General features: G+C 66.0%; 17 protein-coding genes and 1 pseudogene. 4 read left to right on the top strand and 14 right to left on the bottom strand.

Annotated elements, in window-relative coordinates; genetic code table 11:
* Positions 1 to 9: 9 nt before the first annotated feature.
* Positions 10 to 1,026, bottom strand: a complete 1,017-nt coding sequence (locus GGQ64_RS18470; RefSeq protein WP_183806770.1) for an ABC transporter substrate-binding protein — start codon at positions 1,024 to 1,026, stop codon at positions 10 to 12.
* 305 nt (positions 1,027 to 1,331) lie between these two features.
* Between GGQ64_RS18470 and GGQ64_RS18475 the strand changes: the two genes are divergently transcribed.
* Positions 1,332 to 2,585 (top strand): GAF domain-containing sensor histidine kinase, encoded by a 1,254-nt coding sequence (locus GGQ64_RS18475; RefSeq protein WP_183806771.1) that lies wholly within the window; start codon positions 1,332 to 1,334, stop codon positions 2,583 to 2,585.
* Positions 2,582 to 3,304, top strand: a complete 723-nt coding sequence (locus GGQ64_RS18480; protein WP_183806772.1) for a response regulator transcription factor — start codon at positions 2,582 to 2,584, stop codon at positions 3,302 to 3,304. The genes GGQ64_RS18475 and GGQ64_RS18480 overlap by 4 nt, the downstream gene beginning before the upstream one ends.
* Positions 3,305 to 3,422: 118 nt before the next feature.
* Here GGQ64_RS18480 and GGQ64_RS18485 read toward each other — a convergent pair whose 3' ends face one another.
* The 4 genes from GGQ64_RS18485 to GGQ64_RS18500 all read right to left on the bottom strand — a co-directional run bounded on the left by GGQ64_RS18485 (position 3,423) and on the right by GGQ64_RS18500 (position 13,623).
* Positions 3,423 to 8,078, bottom strand: coding sequence for a hypothetical protein (locus GGQ64_RS18485; RefSeq protein ID WP_183806773.1), 4,656 nt, complete (start codon positions 8,076 to 8,078; stop codon positions 3,423 to 3,425).
* Between the two features lie 204 nt (positions 8,079 to 8,282).
* The gene (locus GGQ64_RS18490; RefSeq protein ID WP_183806774.1) at positions 8,283 to 11,462 is read right to left on the bottom strand and encodes an efflux RND transporter permease subunit; all 3,180 of its coding nucleotides are present in this window, start codon (positions 11,460 to 11,462) and stop codon (positions 8,283 to 8,285) included.
* A 120-nt stretch (positions 11,463 to 11,582) separates the two neighbouring features.
* The gene (locus GGQ64_RS18495) at positions 11,583 to 12,764 is read right to left on the bottom strand and encodes an efflux RND transporter periplasmic adaptor subunit (protein ID WP_183806775.1); all 1,182 of its coding nucleotides are present in this window, start codon (positions 12,762 to 12,764) and stop codon (positions 11,583 to 11,585) included.
* 46 nt (positions 12,765 to 12,810) lie between these two features.
* A complete protein-coding gene (locus tag GGQ64_RS18500; RefSeq protein ID WP_183806776.1) occupies positions 12,811 to 13,623 on the bottom strand; it encodes an alpha/beta hydrolase fold domain-containing protein in 813 nt (270 codons plus the stop codon).
* Positions 13,624 to 13,784: 161 nt separating this feature from the next.
* Between GGQ64_RS18500 and GGQ64_RS18505 the strand changes: the two genes are divergently transcribed.
* Positions 13,785 to 14,687 carry a LysR family transcriptional regulator gene (locus tag GGQ64_RS18505; RefSeq protein ID WP_183806777.1) on the top strand — a complete coding sequence of 301 codons (903 nt, stop codon included), beginning with the start codon at positions 13,785 to 13,787 and terminating at the stop codon, positions 14,685 to 14,687.
* Here the strand turns inward: GGQ64_RS18505 and GGQ64_RS18510 are convergent, their stop codons facing one another.
* The 9 genes from GGQ64_RS18510 to GGQ64_RS18550 all read right to left on the bottom strand — a co-directional run bounded on the left by GGQ64_RS18510 (position 14,688) and on the right by GGQ64_RS18550 (position 23,303).
* A complete protein-coding gene (locus tag GGQ64_RS18510) occupies positions 14,688 to 15,599 on the bottom strand; it encodes an ABC transporter permease (RefSeq protein WP_183806778.1) in 912 nt (303 codons plus the stop codon).
* The gene (locus GGQ64_RS18515; protein WP_183806779.1) at positions 15,596 to 16,696 is read right to left on the bottom strand and encodes an ABC transporter permease; all 1,101 of its coding nucleotides are present in this window, start codon (positions 16,694 to 16,696) and stop codon (positions 15,596 to 15,598) included. Before GGQ64_RS18515 ends, GGQ64_RS18510 begins: the two co-directional genes overlap by 4 nt.
* The gene (locus tag GGQ64_RS18520) at positions 16,693 to 18,216 is read right to left on the bottom strand and encodes an ABC transporter ATP-binding protein (protein ID WP_183806780.1); all 1,524 of its coding nucleotides are present in this window, start codon (positions 18,214 to 18,216) and stop codon (positions 16,693 to 16,695) included. Before GGQ64_RS18520 ends, GGQ64_RS18515 begins: the two co-directional genes overlap by 4 nt.
* 3 nt (positions 18,217 to 18,219) lie before the next feature.
* Positions 18,220 to 19,317 (bottom strand): BMP family ABC transporter substrate-binding protein, encoded by a 1,098-nt coding sequence (locus GGQ64_RS18525; protein ID WP_183806781.1) that lies wholly within the window; start codon positions 19,315 to 19,317, stop codon positions 18,220 to 18,222.
* A 24-nt stretch (positions 19,318 to 19,341) separates the two neighbouring features.
* Positions 19,342 to 20,721, bottom strand: coding sequence for an amidohydrolase (locus tag GGQ64_RS18530; protein ID WP_183806782.1), 1,380 nt, complete (start codon positions 20,719 to 20,721; stop codon positions 19,342 to 19,344).
* Positions 20,721 to 21,380 (bottom strand): glutathione S-transferase family protein, encoded by a 660-nt coding sequence (locus GGQ64_RS18535; RefSeq protein ID WP_183806783.1) that lies wholly within the window; start codon positions 21,378 to 21,380, stop codon positions 20,721 to 20,723. Before GGQ64_RS18535 ends, GGQ64_RS18530 begins: the two co-directional genes overlap by 1 nt.
* Positions 21,377 to 22,219, bottom strand: a complete 843-nt coding sequence (locus tag GGQ64_RS18540) for an aromatic ring-hydroxylating oxygenase subunit alpha (RefSeq protein WP_183806784.1) — start codon at positions 22,217 to 22,219, stop codon at positions 21,377 to 21,379. Before GGQ64_RS18540 ends, GGQ64_RS18535 begins: the two co-directional genes overlap by 4 nt.
* Positions 22,216 to 22,869 carry a Rieske (2Fe-2S) protein gene (locus GGQ64_RS18545; RefSeq protein ID WP_183806785.1) on the bottom strand — a complete coding sequence of 218 codons (654 nt, stop codon included), beginning with the start codon at positions 22,867 to 22,869 and terminating at the stop codon, positions 22,216 to 22,218. The genes GGQ64_RS18540 and GGQ64_RS18545 overlap by 4 nt, the downstream gene beginning before the upstream one ends.
* 155 nt (positions 22,870 to 23,024) lie before the next feature.
* On the bottom strand, positions 23,025 to 23,303 hold the full coding sequence (locus tag GGQ64_RS18550; protein WP_183806786.1) for an acylphosphatase: 279 nt from the start codon (positions 23,301 to 23,303) through the stop codon (positions 23,025 to 23,027).
* Between the two features lie 146 nt (positions 23,304 to 23,449).
* On the opposite strand from GGQ64_RS18550, the pseudogene repC reads away from it, so the two are divergent.
* A pseudogene (repC, locus tag GGQ64_RS27855) lies at positions 23,450 to 23,560 on the top strand (replication initiation protein RepC); the annotation flags it as partial.
* Positions 23,561 to 23,625 lie beyond the last annotated feature (65 nt).

Consider the following 23,625-nt stretch of genomic DNA (forward strand, 5'->3'; position numbering starts at 1 on the left):
GGGAGGTCCTTACTTGGCTGCCTCGATGACCTTGAGCGCGTCTTCCTGCGAGTATTCCACGTTCGCGACGCCGCCGGCCTGGGTGTTGGCGAGGTTCTGCTCGAGGTTGTCCTGGTCGATGCGCAGGAACGGCACCACGAGGTCCTTCTTCACTTCCTTGCCGTCGAGGATCTGCTGGGCGACCCAGAAGGCGAGCGTGGAAACGCCGGGCGCGATCGAGACCGACATGGTCTCATAGCCGTTGGCGTCCTTCTGTTCCTTCCACCATTTCAGCTCGTCCTCGCGGTTGCCCATGACGATCACCGGCATCGGCCGTTTGGCCGCCGCGATCGCCTGTGCCGCGCCGTAGCCGTCGCCGCCCTGGGTGACCACGCCGACGACCTCCGGCAGGCTCGGCAGGATGCCGGCCACGGCCTTCTGCGCTACGTCCTGCGCCCAGTCGCCATGCACCGAACCCGCGACCTTGAACTGCGGGAACTGCTTCACGCCCTCATGGATGCCCGCGGAGATCTCGTCATCGACGAAGACGCCGGCAAGACCGCGGATCTCCAGCAGGTTGCCGCCCTCGGGCACCTTCTTGGAAAGGTATTCGACCTGGCTGCGGCCCATTTCCTTGAAGTCGACGGCGATGCGCCATGCACAGGGCTCGGTCACGATGCCGTCGAACGAAACGACGGTGATGCCCGCATCGCAGGCTTCCTTGATGGCGCCATTCAGCGCCGTCGGCGAGGCGGCGTTGAGCACGATCGCGTCGTAGCCCTGCAGGATCATGTTCTGGATCTGCGCGGCCTGCTCGGTCGCCTGGTTCTCGGCGGTGGTGAATGGATCGGCTGCCGCCACGACGCCGGTCTTCACGGCCTCGCCGGTCACCTTGTCCCAGCTCGTCAGCATGGCCTGGCGCCAGGAGTTTCCGGCATAGTTGTTGGAGAGCGCGATCTTCTTTCCGGACGTGTCGGCGAACGCGGTCATGGGCATGGCGGCGCACGCGACGGCAACCGATGCCAGCAGCATCTTGCGAATTGTCATGTCATCCTCCCTCAGGATCCGTCCTTCGACCGGATCGCTTCATCGCCTGCGTCCAATCCGCAAGCCGATGAAAATTGTTCTTGCACTGAGCTTCCTCCTCTCAGTATGGGCAGGATGCGGGAGAACGGGCGATCTGTATAGGCGGCATGCGGCAAGTTGTTTGCGGGTATTGCGCGACAAGTTGCGGTTTCATGCAGGACGCGCGCGGCCCTTTGGCGCTTACTGGGGATGCGGTCGCGGCGTTGAGGAGCGCAAGGTCCAGAACCTGGTTCGGGGTCCGGGCGACGGCGGGAGGAATTGCCGACATGCTGCACATGGCGCCGGCCGCACTGGTCGATCACTATCTCGGTATTTCCCGGCTGCTTGCCGGCCAGCTCGATTTCCGTTCGGCCATCCGGGCGGTTGCCGCCGAAGTGGCGCATATCATCCCGCACGACCACCTCGACGTCTGCATGCTGATGGTGGACGGCAACTACCACACGGCCTACGAGACGGGCATGGACACCGCCTGGGGCGATGTCGCTTCCGCACCCGTCGCCAATAGCCCGATCCGTTCGCTGCTACGGGGCGAGGTTGACTACATGCTGACGGACGATGCCATGGCCGATCCGCGCTTTCATTTCGAGGGCGCCTTCAAGCGGCCGATCGTCGATCAGACCCTGCGCAGCCGGCTGCACGTGCCGCTGAAAGTACAGGGCACCATCATCGCAGCACTTAGTTGCTCGTCGCAGAAGCCGGCCATCTACACGATGGAGGACGTCGACAGGGCCTGTACCATCGCCGACCTCCTGGCGCCCTATTTCTTCGCCCTGCGCGCGGCCGAGCAGGCGCAGCAGTCGGCGATCGTCGAGGCCGAGTCGCGGGCGCGGGAGGAGGGGCTGCGCCAGGGCGCGCTGAAGCTGACCGAGGCGCTGGAACAGGAGCGCCAGCGCATCGGCATGGACCTCCACGACCAGACGCTGGCCGACCTCACCCGGCTGTCGCGCCGGATCGACCGGCTGGCGAAGTCGGGCGATCTGACCGGGGCGGCGCTCGAACCGGTCTCGCGGGGCCTGCAGCACTGCATGCAGGACCTGAGGCAGATCATCGAGGAGGCAAAACCTTCGGTCCTGCAGCTCTTCGGCCTCGCCCAGGCGCTGGAGAACCATCTCGACCGGTCGGTCCGCGACAGCGGCACGCCGATCGAGTGGGCGCTTGTCGACGACACCGCAGGCGCGCTCGACGGCCTGGAGCCCACGGTCAGCGTCGCGCTCTTCCGCATCACCCAGGAGGCAATCAACAATGCCGTTCGCCACGCCCAGCCGCTGTCGATCACCGTGCGGCTCAGGGTCGCCAACGGCCAGGTCGAGATCGAGACCTCGGACGACGGCTGCGGCGTTGCCGACAGGCGCGGACGCATCGGCGGCGGCATCGACAACATGAAGACGCGGGCACGGCTCATATCGGCGAAGTTCGCGCTTGGCCCCGGACGTAGCAATCGCGGCACGACGGTTGCGGTACAACTGCCGCTCTGCCGGCCTGGCATGGACGACGAAGCATCGATGAAGGACGCGCAATGAAGGTTCTGATCGTAGAGGACGACCCGCTGCACCGCTCATATCTGCACGAGGCGGTCAGTTCGGCCCTTCCTGAATGCGGCACGGTGATCGAGGCCGAGAACGGCATCGCCGGCGAGAGGCTCGCCCGCGATCACCGCTCCGCCCACATCGTCATGGACCTGCAGATGGCGAGCCGCAACGGCATCGAGGCCGCCCGCGCCATCTGGAAGGAGCGGCCCGAGACACGCATCCTGTTCTGGTCCAACTATTCCGACGAAGCCTACGTGCGCGGCGTCTCCCGCATCGTCCCGGACGGCGCGGCCTACGGATACGTGCTGAAGTCGGCATCCGACGAACGGCTGAAACTGGCACTGCGCTCGATCTTCATCGAAAGCCAGTGCGTGATCGATCGGGAGGTGCGCGGTCTTCAGCAGAAAAGCCTCAGCCATGCCCGCAGCTTCACCGATTCCGAGTACGAGGTGCTCGTCGACATCGCGCTGGGCCTGACCGATCGGGCGATCGCGCGGCGGCGGAACCTGTCGCTGCGCAGCGTGCAGAACCGGTTGCAGCATCTCTACGACAAGCTGGAGGTCTACCAGACCACCGCCGCCGATCCGGACGACAGCCGTTTCAACCTGCGGGCGCGCGCCGTCACCGTCGCGTTCCTGAGGAAGCTGCTGAACTACAGCGCGCTCGAGCGTGCCGAAGCGGAACTGCAGGACTGGCTGAGGGAGCAGTAGGTCAGGACCCAGGCAGCCTCCCCGAGGTTCCTCCCGTAGAGATCCTAACGCCCGCCGGGATCCAACCCGGCGGCCGTCTTGGCGAACCCGTCCGCATGCGCGTGCCGGTCGCAGGTCCTCAGAAGGCCTCGTAGGCCGCGATGATGGCCGCGATCTGCTGCGAGCTCAACGCTTCGACCTGCGTGGTCGTGATCGCCTCCAGCTGTTCACGCCTCAGGCTCTTGATGTTCAGCACCGACAGGCCCGATATCGCGCTCGTGCTCATCGATGCGATATCCTCGGTCGAGAACGTTCTCAGGTTGTCGGAGCTGAGTGCGGCCAGTTGCTCCGCAGTGAGGCCAGCGACCTGGGCGGGCGTCAGGGCTTCGGCCTGGGCCGTGCTCAGGGCCGCGATCTGCGCCGTCGTCAGGCCGGCGACCGCCTTCGGCGTCAGGGCGGCGATCTGTTCGGTGGAGAGCGCGGGGATCTTGTCGGTCCCGAGCGCTGCCACCTGCAAGGCGTTCAGCGCGCCGATCTGCCCCGGGGTCAGCGAGCTGATCTGGTCGGCGCTCAAGGCCTTCAGCTGATAGTATGTCAGGTTCGAGATCTGCCCCGGCGTCAGGGCCGTCAGCTGCTCGTGATCAAGGGCCGCGATGTTCTCGGTCGACAGCCCCGTGATCGCAGCCGCAGTGATGGCCGCGATGTCGCCCGGGGAGAATGTCGCGAGATCATCCGGGCCGAGTGCTGCGACCTGCGTCGAGGTCAGGGCGCCGATCTGGCTGGTGGTGAGCGCGTCGATCTGCGACGGGGTCAGCGTTCCGATCTGCGACGGGGTCAGGCCGGGAATGGCCTTCGTATCGAGGGCCGCGATCTGGTCGGTCGAAAGGGCGGCGATGCCTGCGCTCGTCAGGGCCGCGACCTGCGTTGCACTGAGCGCGCGCACCTGCGTCGTCGTCAGGGCTCCGACCTGCTCCGGCGAAAGGGCCGCGATCTGCTCGGGCTTCAGGCCCGCAATCTGGGCAGCCGTCAGGCCGGCGATCTGTTCGGAACTCAGTGAACCAAGCTGCCCGGCCGAAAGCCCCGCAATGCCGGCCGGACTGATGGCCGCCAGGTCGGCGGCCGAAAACGTCGCCAGATCCTCGGCGCTGAGTGCTGCGATCTGCGTGGCCGTGAGCGCTGCGATCTGCGTGGCCGACAGCGCATCCACCTGCGTCGGCGTCAGCGCGGTGACCTGCTCTGCGGTCAGCCCTGCGACCGCCTTCGGGTTCAGGGCGGCGATCTGGTCGGTGGAGAGCTCGGCAATCCGGTCCGGCGACAGTGCGGCAAGCTGTGCCGCGCTGAGGGCGCCGATCTGGGCCGTGGAAAGGGCAGCCAGTTGCGCCGCGGTCAGGGACGCGATCTGGCTCGGCTTGAGTGCGGCGATCTGGGCCACCGTCAACGCCTTCACCTGCTCGATCGGGAGGCCAGCGAGATTTTCGTTCGACAACCCCGGGATCGCGCCCGTGCCGATCGCCGGGATATCGTCGGGCGAGAACGTCGCCAGCTGCTCGGGCGTCAGCGCTCCGATCTGGGTCGCGGTCAGGGCCGCGATCTGCGCGGCCGAGAATGCATCGATCTGGCTGGGGGCCAGGCTTGCGATCTGGCTTGCCGACAGTCCCGGGATCGCCTTGGCGCTCAGGGCGGCGATCTGGTCGATGGAAAGGGCCGCGACGTTCTCGGGCGGCAGGGCGGCAACCTGCGTGGCGCTCAGCGCCGCGACCTGTCCCGGCGACAGCACCTGCACCTGCGCCAGGGTCAGGGCCCCGACCTGGGCGGGCTTCAGGGCGGCAATCTGGTTCGGGGTCAGCGACGCGACCTGGTCGAGGCTGAGTGCCGCGATGTTCTCGGCGGTCAGGCCGGATATCGCGCTCGCGGGTATGGCCGCGATTTCCTCTGGCGTGAAGGTCGCAAGGTCCTCCGCCTCCAGGGCTGCGACCTGCGCCGCGGTGAGCCCGCCGATCTGGGCCGCCGAGAGGGCCTCTGCCTGCGCCGGGCTCAGGGCAGCGATCTGGGCGGCCGTGAAGCCGCCGACCGCCTTGACGTTCAATGCGGCGATCTGCTCGGCGGAAAGCGCCTGGATTCTATCGATGCCCAGTGCAGCCACCTGGGTGGCACTGAGAGCTCGAACCTGGCCCACCGTGAGCGCCTCGACCTGCGTCGGGGAGAACGCTGCGACCTGCGCCGGTTTCAAAGCCGTGATCTGCGCCGGCGTCAGCGCGGCGACCTGCTCGGCACTCAGCAGGGCGATGTTGGCGGCCGACAGGCTCGGGATCGCCTTGGCGTTGATGGCGGCAATGTCCGCCGGCGAGAACGTGGCCAGATCCTCTGCCTCGAGCGCGGCCACCTGAGCTGCGCTCAGGCCACCCACCTGCGTGGCGGTCAGGGCTTCCGCCTGTACCGGCGACAGGGCCGCGATCTGGGCGGCGGTGAGGCCGGCGATCGCCTTCGTGGTCAGGGCGGAAATCTGCTCCGGGGAGAGCGCCTGGATATCCTCGATGCCGAGGGCCGCGACCTGCGCTGCGGTCAGGGCACCGACCTGGGCGGGCTTCAGGGCCGCCACCTGGCTCGGCGAAAGTGCGGCGACCTGGGTGGGCTTCAAGGACGCGATCTGGACCGCCGATAGCGCGGAAACCTGGTCCGCCGTCAGCAGGGCGACGTTTGCGGGGCTCAGGCCGGGCAGGGCCTTCGGACTGATCGCAGCGATTTCCTGGGGCGAGAAGGTCGCCAGAGCCTCAGCGCTCAGCGCCGCCAGCTGAGTGGAGGTGAGCGCGCCGATCTGGGCCGTCGACAAGGCATCGATCTGGTTGGGGGAGAGGGCTGCGACCTGGCCCGCGGTCAGGCCGGCGATCGCCCGCGTCGTGAGCGCCGAAATCTGCTGCTCGGAAAGTGCGGCGACCCTGTCGGCAGGCAGGGCCGCGACCTGAGCCGCGCTCAACGCGCCGATCTGCGCCGGCGACAAGCGTTCCACCTGTGCCGAAGACAGCGCGGCGATCTGGTTGGTCTTCAAGGCCGCGATCTGGCCGGGCGTCAGCGCGGAGACCTGTTCCGGGGTCAGGGCGGCGACATCCTCGGGCGCCAGGCCCGACAATGCGGCGGCACCGATCGCCGCAATCTGGGTGGGCGACAGGCTTTCGAGCTGTTCCGGGACGAGCGCTGCAATCTGCTTGGAACTGAGGTAGGCCACCTGTTGCGTCGAAAGCGATCCCACCTGCGCAGGCGTCAGGGCGGCAATCTGCGTCGGCGTCAGGCCGGCGACCGCCTTGGGGCTCAGTGCGGCCAACTGGTCTGCGGAAAGGGCGGCGATCCTGTCGGCCGGCAGGCCGGCCACCTGCGCAGCACTCAGGGTGCGGAACTGCGTCGTCGTCATCGCCTCCAGCTGCGTCGTGGTCAGGGCCGCAACCTGGCTGACCTTCAACGCCGCGACCTGGGACGGCGTGAGGGCAGAGACCTGGTCCACGGTCAGGGCAGAGACATTGTCGGCAGACAGTCCCGAAAGCGCGACGGGCGTGATCGACGCGATCTTTTCGGGCGAGAATGCTGCCAGCTGCTCCGGCGTCAAGGCCGCGATCTGCTTGGCGCCGAGCCGCGCCACCTGCGCCTTTGTGAGGGCTTCGGTCTGCTCGGGGCTCAGGGACGAGACCTGCGCCGGGGTGAGGCCGGCAATGGCATTGCCGCTGAGGGCTGCGATCTGCCCGGCGGAAAACGCCGCGATGCTGCCGATCGGCAGGGCAGCGAGTTGCGCCGAGGTCATGGCGGATACCTGCCCTGTCGACAAGGCTCCCACCTGTTCGGGCGTCAGCGCGGCCATCTGGCCCGCGCTCATGGACGCGATCTGGCCCGGTGCCAGCGCGGCAACCTGTTCCAGGCTCAGGGTGGCGATATTCGCAGCGCCCAGGCCGGCGATGGCCTTCGTGCTGATCGCCTTGATGTCGGCTGCCGAGAAGGTCCCCAGTTGCTCGGCGCTCAACGCGCCGACCTGCTTCGAGCTGAGGCTGACGATCTGCGTCGGCGTCAGCGCCTCCGTCTGCTCCAGGCTCAGGGCCGCGACCTGGCCGACGGTGAGCCCGGCGACCGCCTTCGTGCTCAACGCCGCGATCTGGTCAGGCTTGAACGCCGCCAGGCTGTCGCTCGGCAGGGCCGCGACCTGGGTGGCGGTGAACGCGCCGATCTGGGCCGCGCTGAGGACGCCGATGTGGGCTGGAGTCAGGGCCGCGATCTGGTCGGCCTTCAAGGCGGCGATCTGCGCCGGCGTCATCGCAGCCACCTGTTCAGGGGTCAGCGATGCCAGCGCATCGGCAGACAGCCCGCGCAGCGCCGCAGGCGTAATGGCGGCGATATCGGCAGCGGAGAAGGTCGCAAGATCCTCCTTGCTGAGCGCTGCAATCTGCGCCGCGCTAAGGCTTGCGACCTGGGAAGAGGTCAGGGCGTCCGCCTGGGCCGTCGACAGACCAACGATCTGCGTCGTGGTGAGCGCCGCCACCTGCGAGTTCGTCAGGCTTGCAATCTTGTCTGTCGAGATCGCCGCCAGCTGATCCAGGTTCAATCCGATCACCGCCTTCGGCGAAAGGGCCGACATCTGTGTATCGCTCAGGCTCGCAACGGCCTTGGCAGACAGAGCCGCCACCTGCGACGAGGAAAGCGCGCCGGCCTGCGCAGTGGTCAGGGCAGCCGCATCCTCTTCGGTCCAGGACGCAATGGTCGAGGCCGGAAGGGACCGGATCTGGCTGACGCTCATGGAGGAAACGATCGACGTCATAATTGCAAAGCCCTCAAATCAAAAATTGCGCAATACAACCGGCGGTTCACTCCGCCATGCCCTGCTGTAGAGACGCTGACTTGCCTGAGGCTGGTTTCCGGGAATGGCATCGTCGACCGGGAAAAGTCCGGGGGAAACGGAAAAACCCCGGGATGAGGGCATCCCGGGGGTCGCAGGTCTTGCAATCGCAGTGGTTGTTTTAGCCTACTCCGCCGGCGCGGCCAGAAGGGTCGCCTCGCCGGACTGCTTCAGGGGTCGATCACCGGTCAGGCGGCGGACGAGCACGTAGAAGACCGGGGTCATGAAGATGCCGAACAAGGTGACGCCGATCATGCCGGAGAAGACGGCGACACCCATGGCGGCGCGCATCTCCGCACCCGCCCCGGTCGAGACGACGAGCGGCACGACACCCATGATGAAGGCCGCCGACGTCATCAGGATCGGCCGCAGCCGCAACCGGCTCGCCTCGATCGCAGCCTTGACCGGGGAGCGGCCCTCGAATTCGAGTTCCCGTGCGAATTCGACGATCAGGATCGCGTTCTTCGCCGATAGCCCGACAAGCACGATCAGGCCGATCTGGGTGAAGATGTTGTTGTCTCCCCCCGTGAGCCAGACGCCGGTCAGCGCCGCCAGAAGGCCCATCGGCACGATCAGGATGATCGCAAGCGGCAGGGTGAGGCTTTCATACTGGGCCGCCAGTACGAGATAGACGAGCAGCAACGCCAGCGGGAAGACGATCACGCCCGAGTTACCGGCAAGGATCTGCTGATAGGTCAGGTCCGTCCACTCGAAACCGATTCCCGGCGGCAGGGTCTCGTCGGCGATTCGCTCGATCGCCGCCTGCGCCTGGCCGGAGGAGAAGCCCGGCGCCGGCCCGCCGTTGATGTCGGCGGCGAGGAAGCCGTTGTAGCGCGTGGTGCGCTCCGGCCCCGTGGTCGCCTCGACCTTCAAAAGCGTGGCGAGCGGGATCATCTCGCCGGACTGGGAGCGGACCTTCAACTCCCCGATGTCCTCCGCATGGGCGCGGAACTTCGCATCGGCCTGGACGCGCACGCTGTAGGTGCGGCCGAAGGCATTGAAGTCGTTGACGTAGAGCGAACCGAGGTAGATCTGCAGCGTGTCGAAGACGTCGGTCACCGATACGCCGAGTTGCTCGGCCTTCTCGCGGTCGAGGTCGGCGTAGAGCTGGGGCACGTTGATCTGGAAGCTCGAGAACAGGCCCGCGAGCTCCGGCGTCTGGTATGCCTTGGCGAGAAAGGCCTTGGTCGCCTCATCCAGCGTCTGGTAGCCGAGCCCGGCCCTATCCTCGATCTGCAGCTTGAAGCCGCCGGTCGTGCCGAGGCCCTGGACGGGCGGCGGCGGGAACATCGCGATGAAGGCGTCCTGGATCGCCCCGAACTTCTGGTTCAGCTGCATGGCGATCGCGTCCGCGGAGAGATCCGGCGTGGTGCGCTCCTCGAACGGCGCGAGGCCGACGAAGACGATCCCCGCATTCGACCCGTTTGTGAAGCCGTTGATCGAGAGGCCCGGAAACGCGATGGCATGTTCGACGCCCGGCTGGGCGAGGGTGATCTCGCTCATCCGCTTGATCACGTCTTCGGTCCTGTCGAGGGTGGCGCCATCGGGCAACTGCGCGAAACCGATCAGGTACTGCTTGTCCTGCGCCGGCACGAAGCCGCCGGGTACGGCCTGGAACAGCTGGTAGGTCGCGCCGAGAAGCACCAGGTAGATCACCATGACGATGCTCTTGCGCGACAGAATCGCTCCCACCCCGCGGCCATAGGCGTTGGAACTCGCGCCGAACGCTCGGTTGAAGCCGCGGAAGAACCAGCCAAGCGTGCGATCCATGAGACGCGTGAACCAGTCTTTCTTCGCGTGATGGTCCTTCAAGAGCAGCGCCGCAAGCGCCGGCGACAGCGTCAGGGAATTGATCGCCGAGATCACCGTCGAGATCGCGATCGTCAGCGCGAACTGGCGATAGAACTGGCCGGTCAGGCCGGTGATGAAGGCAAGCGGCACGAACACGGCGACGAGCACGAGCGCGATCGCGATGATCGGGCCGGACACTTCGCGCATGGCGCGGTAGGTCGCCTCCCTCGGTGACAGCCCGTTTTCGATGTTTCGCTCGACGTTTTCCACGACCACGATCGCATCGTCGACGACGATGCCGATCGCCAGCACCAGCCCGAAGAGGCTAAGCGCATTGATGGAGAAGCCGAAGACGTACATCACGCCGAAGGTGCCGATGATCGAGACGGGCACGGCGAGCAGCGGAATGATCGACGCGCGCCAGGTCTGCAGGAACAGGATCACGACGAAGACGACGAGCGCGATCGCTTCCAGCAGGGTATGGACGACCTTTTCGATCGAGGCCCGCACGAACTGGGTGGTGTCGTAGACGATGTCGTAGCGCACGCCCTCGGGCATCGCGACCTGCAGCTCGTTCATCGTCGCCGTCACCTGGTCGGAGATCTCGATCGCGTTCGAGCCCGGCGCCTGGAACACGGGGATCGCCACGGCGGCCTTGTTGTCGAGCAGCGAACGCAGCGAGTAGTCGGCAGCGCCGAGTTCGATGCGCGCGACGTCCTGGAGACGGGTGATCGCGCCGTTCTCGCCGCTCTTGACGATGATGCGGCCGAATTCCTCCGGCGACTGCAGGCGGCCTTGCGCGTTGACGGAGAGCTGGAGGTCCAGCCCGTCGACGCTCGGTGAGGCGCCGATCACGCCCGCGGCGGCCTGGACGTTCTGCTGACGGATGGCCGCCACGACGTCGCTTGCCGCAAGCCCGCGTTCCGCGGCCTTCTGCGGGTCGATCCACACCCGCATGGAATAGTCGCCGGAGCCGAAGATCTGCACCTGGCCGACGCCGTCGATGCGGGCCAGCCGGTCCTTGACGTTGAGCACGGCGTAGTTGCGCAGGTAGGTGATGTCGTAGCGATTGTCGGGCGAGCTGAGATGTATCACCATCATCAGGTCCGGCGAACTCTTCACGGTGGTGATGCCCAGCGCGCGCACCTCGGTCGGAAGCCGCGGCTCGGCCTGGCTGACGCGGTTCTGCACGAGTTGCTGTGCCTTGTCGGGATCGGTGCCGAGGGCGAAAGTCACCGTCAGCGTCATGACGCCGTCGGCGGTCGCCTGGCTCGACATGTAGAGCATGTCCTCGACGCCGTTGATCTGTTCCTCCAGCGGCGTCGCCACGGTCTCGGCGATCACCTTGGGGTTGGCGCCGGGATAGGTCGCCCTGACGACGACGGACGGCGGAACGACTTCCGGATATTCAGAAATCGGCAGGGATCGCATGCCGATCAGGCCGGCGATGACGATCAGCAGCGACAGCACACCGGCAAAGACCGGACGGTCGACGAAGAACCGTGAAATATTCATGGCGATACCCTCTCCAAAGGGCTGGACAAGAGACACGAGGTCCCCGGCTTGCGGCCAGCGGCCGCAGGCATAGTTGAAAGATCGGAAAAGCCGGCGGGGGCGGCCCGCCGGTCCTGAATGCTACTGGGCTGCTGCGACTTCCGTCTGCGGATCGACGACGACGCCGGCGCGCACGCGCTGCAATCCGTTGACGATGATCCGATCGCCGGCCGACAGACCCTTCTCGACGATGCGCATGCCCTCCACCGACGCGCCGAGCTGGACCTGGCGGTAGGTGACGGTGTTGCCGCTATCGACGACGAAGACGAACTTCTTGTCCTGGTCCGTGCCGACGGCACGTTCGCTGACCATCAGCCGTTCCGCCGCCTTCGGTTCGCCCAGGCGGATGCGGACGAACTGGCCGGGGATGAGACGGTTGCCGGGATTGTCGAAGACGGCGCGGACGCGGATGGTGCCGCTTTGCGCGTCCACCTCATTGTCGATGAGCTGGAGCTTGCCGACGAGCGGCGTGCCCTCGTCACCGAGCGTGCCGATCTCCACTGGGATCTGATCGATTGCGGCAAGCCCGTTCTCGGTTCCGGGAAGCTCGGCGAGCGTGCGCGCCACCAGTTCCTCGTTGGCGTTGAAGCTCGCATAGATGGGGCCGGAGGAGACCAGCGTGGTCAGGGCCGGGGAGGTCGGCCCTGCGGCGACGAGATTACCGGAGGTGATCTCCAGCTTGCCGACACGCCCTGAAATCGGCGCGCGGATCTCGGTGTAGCCGAGATCGAGGCGCGCCGTGGTGAGGGCTGCCTCGGCTGCCTGCAGGTTTGCCAGCGCCTCGCTGCGAAGGCTCTGGCGCTGGGCGAAGTCGCTGTCGGAAATCGTATTCTTCGCGACCAGCCTGCGGCCACGCTCGAGTTCCGTATCAGCGAGGTCGAGCTTGGCGCGGGCCGAGGCGAGGAGGCCATCGGCCTGGGCGACCGACGCCTCGAAGGGCGCCGGATCGATCTTCACGAGCAGGTCGCCGGCCTTGACGAGCGCGCCTTCCCGGAAATGTGCCGACTGGATCGCACCGGCGACGCGGGAGCGGATCTCCACCCGGTCGACCGCCTCCAGCCTGCCGGAGAACTCCTGCCAGGTAGTGACGCTGCGCGGTTGAACGGCGACGACGGTGACCGGCACGGCCGGAGCCGGGGCGGCAGCTTCGGACGTCGCGTGCGCGTCCGGGGTGAAATCGAAATGCAAGGCTGCGCCGGAAACGGACGCAAAAATTCCCAGGCCGGCGCCCCACAGGGCCCAGCGTCTCTTGTTCGACGACATGGCTATCTCCTTGAAGTCCTAGATAGGACCGATCTCTTGTCTCAAATCAGGAGGTCCTGTTTTGCAGTTCCCCGATAAAGTCTTCAAATTCCCTGCGCAGTTCGTCCGGGGGCGCACAGCCCTCCGTCCGGTCCGCACCGTATATCTGCGGCCAGCCCCTGCAGGCCGGGAGCACGCGACTCTTCACCGCCACGCCGGCGGCCGACAGGCGTGCGGCGTAATCGGCCGCTTCGTCCCGCAACGGGTCGTCCGCGGACGTCAGGATCAGTGCGGGAGCCACTCCTGACAAACGCGAACAATGGCCCGGCGCGGCATAGGGGTGACAATACCCCCCGCCGGAACCGAGATAGTGGTTCCAGCCTTCCGTCCACCGCTCCCGCATCCCGGCCCCGTCCGCTTCGCGGAAGGAAGCCGTGGCCATCAGCGGGTCGATCAGCGGCGACAGCAGAATCTGGCCGTCGATCTCGCCCGGCATCTGGTCGCGCGCCTTCAGCGCCACGCCCGCCGCCAGGTTGCCGCCGGCCTCTTCGCCGGCGACGAGCAGCAGCGAACGCTGGCTGCCGAACTGCTTGCGCTTGCCGCTCAGGCAACGCAGCGCGGAAAAGGCGAACTCGAGCGCCTTCGGAAAGACGTTCTCCGAGGGCTTGGCATAGTCCGCCTCGACGACGACCGCACCGGAATTGGCAAACGACCTTGCAATCGGGCTTTCGCCATTCCTATCTCTGTCGAGAAAGGCGCCGCCGCTGAAATACAAGACGAGCGGTGGTGCCTTTGCGCGGGTGGCGCTGTCGTAGATGCGGATCGGCATGTAGCGGTCCGCCGCACCGTCGACTTCCATGTCCCGCCATTCGCTGTTCATGGCTCTGGCCTTTCGCATACAACCTGCTTCCGGAAGGGAAGGGTGCCTGCTCAACTTAAATCCTATATTATTATTCCGACCCCCTTGGATAAGGGCGGAATATGGGCATCACTGTTCCATATTTCGAATAATAGTGCATTGCAGCGAAAAGGACTTCGGAATTGGACCAGCTTTCGGCGATGCGGGTATTCGTTCGAGTGGTGGAAACAGGCAATTTTTCACGCGCCGCCACCGCCCTCGACATGCCCAAGACCACCGTCACCAATCTCATCCAGGGTCTGGAGGCGCATCTGCGCACCACGCTTCTGAACCGTACCACGCGGCGGGTCATGGTGACCACCGACGGTGCGCTCTACTATGAACGGGCCACGCAGATCCTGTCGGAAATCGAAGAACTCGACGGCTCGCTTTCCAATTCGCAGGCCCAACCGTCCGGCCGCCTGCGCGTCGAGATGGCCGGCGCCTTTGCCGACCTCCTGGTCGTTCCCGCACTGTGCGATTTTCACACGCGCTATCCGCAGATCCAAATCGACCTCGGCGTCGGCGACCGCCTGGTGGACTACATCGCCGAGAACGTCGATTGCGCCTTGCGCGCCGGAACACCCAGCGACCAGTCGCTGATCGCGCGCAAGGTCTCGGAGATGCAGATGATCACCTGCGCGTCCCCCGCCTATGTCGAAAGGAACGGTCTCCCATCGGAACCGGAAGACCTGACGCGGGACCACCACTTCGCCGTCGCCTACCTCCAGGCCCAGGCCGGACGGATCCTGCCGATGGGATTCGAGAGGAACGGCGAGACAAAGGAGATCGTGCCCCGCTATGTCGTGTCCGCCAATGACGCCCGCACCTACATGACCGCCATCCTGTCGGGGTTCGGCGTGGCGCAGGTGCCTCTCTTCATGGCCCGCGACGCGCTTGCCGACGGACGGCTGGTGCCGGTCCTGACGGACTGGAACTGCGAACCGCTCCAACTCTATGTCGTCTATCCGCAGACCCGCCATCTGAGCAACAAGGTGCGCGTCTTCGTCGACTGGCTCGTCAAACTCGTGCGGACCTTGGACTAGCTAGCGTTCGAACGGCTCGCCGAGGGAGGCGACACCGTTCAGCTTCAAGAGCCGCCGGTCTGCCGAAATGATGCCGAGCACGACGATGGTCACGATATAGGGCAGGCTCGACAGAAGCTGCGACGGCACGTCCAGCGCGGTGGCCTGGGCCGCAAGCCCCATCAGCGACACAGCCCCGAAGAGGCACGCCCCCAGAAAGATCCGCCCGGTCAGCCAGGTGCCGAAGACGACGAGCGCAATTGCGATCCAGCCGCGGCCTGCGATCATGCCATCGGCCCAGAGCGGCGTGTAGACCACCGAGGCGTAAGCGCCCGCAAAACCCGCCATCGCCCCGCCGAAGGCGACGGCGGCGACGCGGATGGCGATGACCGGGTAGCCGATCGCGTGGGCGGCCTTCGGGTTCTCGCCGATGGCGCGGATGACGAGGCCGACCTTGGTGTAGGCAAACACCGCCCAGATGCCCAGTGTCGCGGCGAGGGTGAGCCACACGGCGGCATCCTGGACGAACAGACCGCCTATGACCGGGATTTCCGAAAGCCCCGGAACGGCGAGCTTCGGCAGTCCCGTCACCGTGAGGCTTTCATAGGTCTTGCCGAACAGCGCCGAAAGCCCCTGGCCAAGGATGCCGATGGCGAGGCCTGTCGCCACCTGGTTTGCCCGGAATCCGAGCGCGATCACGGCGAAGAGAAGGGAGAGGATCGCGCTTGCAAGGCCGGCGGCGACGAAGCCGAGGACATGGCCGCCGCCGTGATAGACGATGATGAAAGCGATGACCGCGCCGAGCGCCATCATTCCCTCGACGCCGAGATTGAGGACGCCCGCGCGCTCGACCACCATCTCGCCGAGGGCGGCCAGAAGGAACGGCGTCGCTGCGGCGAGCATGCCGGCAAGAATGAACTCGATCGCGTTCATGACGGGCTCCGGTGGGCGGCACGGGGCCATTCGAGACGGTATCGGACGAAGGCGACGGCGACGAGGTAGGCGAGCAGGAGGCTGCCCTGGAAGACGCGGACGGCCGCGATCGGCAGGTTGGCCGACACCATGGCGTTGTCGCCGCCGATGTAGAGCACCGCCATCACCATGGCGGACGCGATGATGCCGAGCGGATGCAGTCCGCCGAGATAGGCCACGATGATGGCCGCATAGCCGTAGCCCGTCGAAATCGAGCGCTGCAACTGGCCGAGCGGACCGGCGACCTCGGCGGCCCCGGCCAGTCCGGCGGCAAATCCGCCGATCAGGAGCGACAGCCAGATCGCCCGCCCCTCGCTGAAGCCCGCATAGCCGGCGGCACGCGGGGCGAGGCCGCCGACCTGGAGCTTGTAGCCGGTGAAGCTCTTCTGCATGAAGACCCAAGCCGCCAGCGACAGGACGATCGTCAGGATCAGCGAGACGTTGACCCGGGTCCCGGCAAACAGCATCGGCACCATCGCGTCGTACTGGAACATCACCGACTGGGGAAAGTTGAAGCCGGCCGGATCCTTCCAGGGTCCAAGCAGCAGGTAGTTGAGCAACTGCGTGGCGACGAGGCTCAGCATCAGCGAGACGAGAATCTCGCTCGCATTGAGCCTGACCCGCCAGAAGGCGGTGATCGATGCCCACAGCGCCCCGCCGATGGCGCCGAGGAGCAGCATGAGCGGCCAGATCCACTGGCCCGTCGCCTGCGGGAACCAGACGGGAATGGACGAGGCGAAGATCGCGCCGAGGATGAACTGCCCCTCGGCGCCGATGTTGAAGACCTTCGCGCGAAAACCGATCGCCAGCCCCTGCGCGATCAGCAGCAGAGGGCCCGCCTTCAGCAGCACTTCGGAAAAGGACGCCCAGGACAGGAAGGGCTCGAGCAGCATCGCATGGACGACGGCGACCGGGTCGCGGCCCATCAGCACGTAGAGAGCGAGGTTGAGCGCCGTGGCCACGGCCAGGGCGACCGGCGGCGCAATGAGGGCCGCCAGGAGTGACGCCCGCTCCCGGCGAACAAGGGTGGGGAGGAAGGCCGTTGTCGGGGCGGTCATGCGAGAGCCTTCGCTGCGGCGGAATGCGCCCCGATCATGTATCGTCCGATCTCCTCGGGTCGCGTGTCGCGCGTGACGAGCGGATCGCTCAGCGTGCCGTGATACAGCACCTGGATGAAATCGCAGAGCTCGAAGAGTTCCTCGAGTTCCTCGGAAATGACGAGGATGGCCATTCCCTCGTTGCGCAGCGCCACGAGCCGCCTGCGGATGGCGGAAGCCGCGCCGATGTCGACGCCCCAGGTCGGCTGGGCGACGAACAGCAGCCGCGGGGCCAGCATGATCTCGCGACCGACGATGAATTTCTGCAGGTTTCCGCCGGAAAGGGCACCGGCTTCCGCCTCCGGCCCGGGCGTGCGGACATCGTACTGGCGGATGCAATCCTTCGTGAACGCCGCGGCCTTGGCCCGGTCGACGAGACCGTGGCGCTTGAGGCCGAGCGGATGCGCCGTCAGCAGGCTGTTGAGCACCAGCGACATCTCGGGGACGGCTCCGCGCCCGAGCCGGTCCTCGGGCACGAAGGCAAATCCGAGCCTGCGGCGGGCGGCGGCACCGAACGTGCCCACGTCCTGTCCCATCATGAAGATGCGGTCGGTCGCCTCGCGCGGCAGCCGCGTCTCGCCCGAAATCAGCGCTGAAAGCTCGCTTTGGCCGTTGCCGGAAATCCCGGCGATACCGAGGATTTCGCCGGCACGCACCGTGAGGCTGATGTTGGAGAGCGGAACGGCGAAAGGATCGTCGGGCCGGTAGTCCAGCCCGACGATCTCGAGCTGCTTCTCGCCGCCGGACCGCGGCAGCGCCGGCATCGGCTCCGGCATGTCGCGGCCGATCATCATGCGGGCGAGGTCATGGGCGTCGTGCTCCCGCGGGTCGACGTTCCCTGTGACGCGCCCTGCGCGCAGGATGGTCGCCCGGTCGCAGATCGCCCGGATCTCATCCAGCTTGTGAGAAATGAACAGGATCGAAACGCCCCCGTCGCGCAGGCGGCGCAAGGTCTCGAAGAGCTTGCCCACGGATTGCGGCGGCAGCACCGATGTCGGCTCGTCGAGGATCAGGAGCTTCGGATCGGTCATCAGGCAGCGGATGATCTCCACCCGCTGCCGCTCGCCGACCGACAGCGCATGCACGTCGGCGAGTGGGTCGACCTCGAGGCCGAAGTCGCGACCGAGCGCCTTCACACGGTCGATGAGGTCCGCCTTGCGCCCCTGCACGACCAGTTGGATGTTCTCGACGACGGTCAGGGTCTCGAACAGCGAGAAATGCTGGAAGACCATGCCGATCCCCTTGCGCCTCGCCTCCGCGGGGGAGGCGAGGCTGAGGATCTCGCCCTGCCAGGCGACGGTTCCGTCGTCCGGCTGTTCGACCCCGTAGATGAGCTTCATCAGGGTCGACTTGCCCGCCCCGTTCTCGCCAAGGATCGCATGGATAGAGCGCGGCGCCACGTCGAGATCGACGCCCTGGTTGGCCCTGACCTCACCATAGCTCTTCGAGATGCCGCGCAGCGACAGAAGCGGAGCGGTCATGGATCACTTCGGCAGGGGAGAGGCGACACCCTTGACGTGCCAGTCCATCGCGACGATCTCGGCGTCGGTGAGGGTAGCGCCGCCGGCAACCCCTTCGCTGCCGTCAGCCTTGGCGATCGGCCCGGTGAACGGCGAGAAGCTGCCGTCGGCGATCTTCGCCTCCAGCTCCTTGATTTTGGTCATCGTGTCGGCCGGGATGTCCGGGTTCCAGTCCACCACCTCGACCACCTTGTCGGCCACGCCGAGGAAGGTGTTGGCGCCCTTGAAGGTGCCGGCGAGATGGGCATCGACCGAGGCCTTGAAGAAGGGCGACCAGTCCGTGGCGACGCAGCCGAGATAGGTCTTCGGAGCGTATTTCTTCATCGAAGAATTGAGGTTGAAGGCGTAGACGCCGGCTTCCTCGCAGGCCGCGATGACGGACGGCGTGTCCTGCGCGTTGGAGAAGATCACGTCGCATTTCTGCGCGATCAGCGCCTTGGCCGCTTCCTGTTCCTTGGCCGGATCGAACCAGGAATTCACCCAGACGACCGAGACCTCGATATCGGGATTGACCGCTTGGGCGCCGAGCGTGAACGCGTTGACGGAGGTGATCAGCTCCGGAATGGCAAACGCCGAGACCGAACCGAGCTTGCCGGTCTTGGAGAGCGCCGCCGCGGCCATGCCGAGCAGGTAGGTCCCTTGGAAATACTTGGCGGCGAAGGGCGAGAAATTCGGCGCCACCTGGAAACCGGAGGCATGCAGCACGGTCACGCTCGGATCGCGCCTTGCGATCTGCAGCGCGCCGTTCTGGTAGCCGAAGGAACCGGCGATCAGGAACTTGTTTCCGTCGGCAACCGTCTTGTTCATGATCCGGTCCGCATCCGGGCCTTCCTGGATGTTTTCCAGGACGGTGACCTTCACCTTGTCCCCGTAGGCAGCCTTGACCGGCTCAAGACCGGCTGCAAGCGCGTGTCCCCAGCCGACGTCGCCGACCGGCGAGGGGAGCACGAGGGTGATGCCGAGCGGCTCGTCGGCGGCGAGCGCAAGCCGGCTTCCGAGCGTACCGGCAAGCCCGGTCGCGGCAAGGCCCTTCATCAAGGTTCTGCGGGTCAGGTGGTTCATCATGTCAGTTCCCTCTTTTGGTTCTTAGAATTCGATGGTGGCGAGCGCGGCCTCGGCCTCGGCGAACAACTGGGCCTCGTCGAGCCCTGCAAACCCGCCCTTCTGCCAGACGATGCGGCCGTTGATCATGGTCATGTCGGTCGGCATGCCGATCCCCACCTTGGCAATCAGGCTCAGCGGATCGTGCCGCGTGCCGACATAGTCCATGCGCCGCGTGTCGATCGCAAAGAGATCGGCGGCCATGCCCGGCGCCAGCCGGCCGATATCGCGGCGGCCGAGAAGGGCAGCCCCTCCCATCGTCGCATAGCCGAGGAAATCGGCAGGCGAGGGGACGGGATGGACACGCGACGATGCGGCCAAGCACTGCAGCATGTAGGCGGAGCGGATGCAGTGCATCAGGTTGGAGTTGTCGTTCGAGGCCGCGCCGTCGCAGCCGAGGCCGACCCGCAGGCCGAAGGCCGACATGGCGGGAATGTCGGTGACCTCGGCGCCGACGAGATAGACCGGTTCCGGGCAATGCGACACGCCGGTGCCGCTTGCCGCCATCGTCCGCAGTTCGCCGTGTGTCAGTTCCCAGCAATGGGCATAGAAGGCATCGGGCCCGGCAAAGCCGAGCTCTTCGAGATAGTCGACCGTGCGCATGCCATGGCGGCTTTCGATCACGGCGCTTTCGCCCTCGCCGACATGGGTGTGCATCTGCACTCCGCGATCGCGCGCCAGCGCGACCGATTCGACGAAGGTCTCGCGGTAGCAGTTGACCGGCTGGCAGGGCGCGACCACGACCTGGCGCATGCTGAAGCGGCCGGTGTCGTGGTAGGTGTCGATCAGCCGGGCGCAATCGGCGATGAACTCGTCCGTCGTCTCCAGCATCTCGTCCGGAATGGTCGAGCCTTCCGACTTCGGCAGCGTATTGCCGCCGCGTCCGGCATGAAAGCGCATGCCGAGCAACTCCGCCGCCTCGAACTGGCGGTCGACCAGCCGTTTGCCGGCATGGCGCGGGAAATTATACTGGTGGTCGAAGGCCGTGGTGCAGCCGTGCTTGATCATCTCGGCCATGGCCGTGACCGAGGAATGATAGAAGCAATCCTCTGTCAGCCTGGAGAATACCGGGTAGATCCGGTCGAGCCATTCGATGACCGACAGCTTCGTCCAGTCGAGATCGGCGCGGTTGCGCACGAAGCACTGGAAGAAATGATGGTGGGTGTTGACGAGGCCCGGATAGACGAACCAGCCGGTGGCATCCTGTACGATCGTCCCCGCGGGCAGATCGCCCCGGCCGAGGCCTTCACCGATCGCCACGACTGCGGGACCCTCCGTCAGGAGATCGACATTGCGATGGACGGCCGAGCCGGCGCCGTCGTCGACGATCACCGCCGCGCAATTCCTCAGGAGGTAGCCGGCCATCATGCCTCGCCCGGTTCGATGTGCGGTTCGGGCTTCAGTTCGTGCAGCCGATGGATGCCGGGCATCTCGATGAAGCCATCGAGCGCGCGGATGGCGCGCGACCAGAGGCGGATCGCGGGATAGGGATCGAGCGAGACGCCGCCGTCGGGGGCGAGCGCCACATAGGGGAAGCAGGCGATGTCTGCCACCGTCGGCCGGTCGGCCGCGAGGAAGCGCTGGCCGCGCAGGCCCTGCTCGAAAAGGCCCGCTTCCAGCTCGCGAAGGGCGGCGATTCCCTGCGCCTGGAACGCGCCGATGTCGCCGGGGCGCAGCAGCATCTCATGCAGGCGCGCGCCGCCGAGACTTGCGGTCAGGCGGCCGGAGAACGACAGCCATTGCTGCACGCGCGCGGCCTCTTCCGCCTTGCCGCTGCCGAGCCATTCCGGTGCAGCCTTGGCGGCGAGATAGACGAGGATCGCCGAGGATTCGGTAAGGACAAGGTCGCCATCCTCCAGGATCGGGATGGAGCCTGCCGGATTGAGGGCCATGAGTTCGGGGCCGCGATGTTCGCCGCCGGGATGGAAGTCCACCGGCCGGAGTTCGAGCCTGACCCCAATCAGCGCCGCCATCAGGCGCACCTTGTAGCAACTGGGCGAAAGAATGTAGTTGTAGAGCTTCATTGCGCCACCAGCTGTGCGCCGTAGGTGTAGCCATGGCGCTTCAGCCACCGCCTGTAGGCCACCGAGGTCAGGTCTGCCCGTGTCGGGATTTCCATGCCGGGATCGAGCGGCAGCAGTCGCGGGATCTGGTTTTCCAGGATCGACCGGTCCTGCAGGAAGATCGTCTGCTGGAAATGGATGAGGTCGGTCATCGAGCTTTCGTCGTCAAAGAGCGCCATCCACGGCCACACGTCGCAAAGATCCTCCGCGAGCGGTTGGACGAAGAGCGTGATGACGTCCCATTCGCCGGGCCGGGGCGGGCAGGTCTTGTAGAGCACCGAGCAGGTCGGGGCCGGCACCCGGTACATGTATTCCGTGGTGATGCCGCCGCTCGCCGACCTGGCGGCCTGCGGCTGGTAGAATTTCACCTGCGTGGCCCAGACCTCGTCCGCATCCTCGCGGATCTCGACCTTGTAGTTCTGCACCTCCGTGTGCGGCTCGGAGCCGAGGATGTCTGTGTGCACGAAGGGAAAGTGGGCGATGTCCAGGAAATTCTCCACCGCGCGCAGCGGCGAGCAACGCACGCGGACCACGCCGACATCGACGAAGCGCCGGCCCGGCTGGTCTGCCTCGGGAATGGCGAAGAGTTCCTTCTGGGGCTGCCCGAGCGAGGACCAGACATGGCCGTAGCGGACGCAAACCGGCAGCGTGCGCCCGTTCGCCGTCACCCTGGCATTTCCGTCCGCATCGCTTGCCACGTCGATCGGCTCTCCCATCAACGCCGTCTTGCGCCCGAAGCTGTCGAGTTGGCTGACGAGGCCGACCGGATACCATTCGTCGATCATCGCATCCTGCGTCATCGCGAACTCCCCTCCGCCTCGATCGCCTCGGCCTTGCGCCGCAGCGCTTCGACGGCGCGCGACACGGCGATGCGTTCCAAGAGGCTACTGTCGCCGTCCAGGAGAACATGGATCAGCGTCTCGTCGCGCTCCTGGAAAGCGAGCAGAAGCCGGATCTCCTGTGAATTCTGCGTCGTTTCCAGCAGGCCGTTCTCATCGGCCTTCGCGCCGGCGGCAGCCTCGAGCGCCGCCATGCCTGCCTGGGCCTGCAGCGAACGCAGGGGAACGAGCCCGGCCAACTGCGGGGGCTGCGTCGCAGGTTCCCCGACGCCGACCCAGATGACACCGCCCGCCTCTTCCACCGGATGCGTCGCCACGCGGATCGTCTCCGGCGGCGAAAGGCCCGGATGCGCCGGAATGCGCAGACAGTTTCCGGCCGCTCCGTAGCTCCAGCCGTGATAGATGCACGAAAGGGTCTCGCCGCGCACGAAGCCATGGGACAGGCGCATGCCGCGATGCGGACAGCGGTCCGCCGAAGCCGAAGGACGGCCCGACGCACTCCGCCAGAGCGCAATCGGCCCGGCTGGCGTCCGCGCCGGCACCACGGTTCCCGGGGGAAGATCGACAGAAAGGGCGACTGGCGTCCACGATCCCGTCGGGTCGGACAGCATGACTGATTTCCTGAACAATTTCAAAAATGTAACCACAGGAAACAAGGCTGGCCGATAGCGCTGTTACCAAGGCTCGACAAGGTTTGCATAACTAATCGACATTGGCAATATTGATTAAATAAAAGGCAGGAAAGAAATTCGCCCGAAAAAATGCTTCAGGGTTGCCCGCCGGTTCCGCCCGCGGCCGGCGTGCGGGTTATCGTCTCGACCCAGACGTCGATCGGGCCAAGCGAGCATCCCATTTCCAGCATGTCGATCAATTCGACCGGCCCTGCCACTTCGACTTCGATCCGGCCGGCATCGGCATGGCGGATCTCCTGGCGGAGCCCGAGCTTGGCGGCATGGCGCCGGATCCAGGGAACGAAGGAGGCGGAATCAACCGCGCCACGAATCGTCATCCGCTCGAAGAGGTGGTCCTGATTCTGTCGGGTCATGAATGTCTCGCACGGCTCACGGCATGTTGCCCTATCACTGTGCGCAAGGACGACCCACGTAGCAAGCTCGGGCGAGCCGACAGTGCCCCTCAGCGAACCTGTACGGGAGGCGATGACGGGATTTCCGTTGGGAATGGTGCTGTGGGCAGGAGGCGTGCGAAGTCATGGGGCCGGAAAATGCGGCGGTTGCGATCGTCTGCCTGCTGGAGAGGGCAGGGCACATTACCTCCGCCGGCGGCTATCTACGGGATCTGACCCGGAGCGTTCTGAAGATTTTGCATCATCTGGTCGATGGCGCAGCGGAACGAATGGATCCTGCCAG

Origin of the sequence: Mycoplana azooxidifex (assembly GCF_014196765.1) — a bacterium.
Classification (GTDB): Bacteria; Pseudomonadota; Alphaproteobacteria; order Rhizobiales; family Rhizobiaceae; genus Mycoplana; species Mycoplana azooxidifex.

Excerpts from the sequence above, each read along its gene's own strand:
- GGQ64_RS18490 (WP_183806774.1), bottom strand. The coding sequence starts at position 11,462 with ATGAATATTTCACGGTTCTTCGTCGACCGTCCGGTCTTTGCCGGTGTG.
- GGQ64_RS18470 (WP_183806770.1), bottom strand. The coding sequence starts at position 1,026 with ATGACAATTCGCAAGATGCTGCTGGCATCGGTTGCCGTCGCGTGCGCC.
- GGQ64_RS18510 (WP_183806778.1), bottom strand. The coding sequence starts at position 15,599 with ATGAACGCGATCGAGTTCATTCTTGCCGGCATGCTCGCCGCAGCGACG.
- GGQ64_RS18475 (WP_183806771.1), top strand. The coding sequence starts at position 1,332 with ATGCTGCACATGGCGCCGGCCGCACTGGTCGATCACTATCTCGGTATT.
- GGQ64_RS18525 (WP_183806781.1), bottom strand. The coding sequence starts at position 19,317 with ATGAACCACCTGACCCGCAGAACCTTGATGAAGGGCCTTGCCGCGACC.
- GGQ64_RS18485 (WP_183806773.1), bottom strand. The coding sequence starts at position 8,078 with ATGACGTCGATCGTTTCCTCCATGAGCGTCAGCCAGATCCGGTCCCTT.
- GGQ64_RS18520 (WP_183806780.1), bottom strand. The coding sequence starts at position 18,216 with ATGACCGCTCCGCTTCTGTCGCTGCGCGGCATCTCGAAGAGCTATGGT.
- GGQ64_RS18550 (WP_183806786.1), bottom strand. The coding sequence starts at position 23,303 with ATGACCCGACAGAATCAGGACCACCTCTTCGAGCGGATGACGATTCGT.
- GGQ64_RS18530 (WP_183806782.1), bottom strand. The coding sequence starts at position 20,721 with ATGGCCGGCTACCTCCTGAGGAATTGCGCGGCGGTGATCGTCGACGAC.
- GGQ64_RS18540 (WP_183806784.1), bottom strand. The coding sequence starts at position 22,219 with ATGACGCAGGATGCGATGATCGACGAATGGTATCCGGTCGGCCTCGTC.
- GGQ64_RS18495 (WP_183806775.1), bottom strand. The coding sequence starts at position 12,764 with ATGTCGTCGAACAAGAGACGCTGGGCCCTGTGGGGCGCCGGCCTGGGA.
- GGQ64_RS18480 (WP_183806772.1), top strand. The coding sequence starts at position 2,582 with ATGAAGGTTCTGATCGTAGAGGACGACCCGCTGCACCGCTCATATCTG.
- GGQ64_RS18500 (WP_183806776.1), bottom strand. The coding sequence starts at position 13,623 with ATGAACAGCGAATGGCGGGACATGGAAGTCGACGGTGCGGCGGACCGC.
- GGQ64_RS18545 (WP_183806785.1), bottom strand. The coding sequence starts at position 22,869 with ATGCTGTCCGACCCGACGGGATCGTGGACGCCAGTCGCCCTTTCTGTC.
- GGQ64_RS18515 (WP_183806779.1), bottom strand. The coding sequence starts at position 16,696 with ATGACCGCCCCGACAACGGCCTTCCTCCCCACCCTTGTTCGCCGGGAG.
- GGQ64_RS18535 (WP_183806783.1), bottom strand. The coding sequence starts at position 21,380 with ATGAAGCTCTACAACTACATTCTTTCGCCCAGTTGCTACAAGGTGCGC.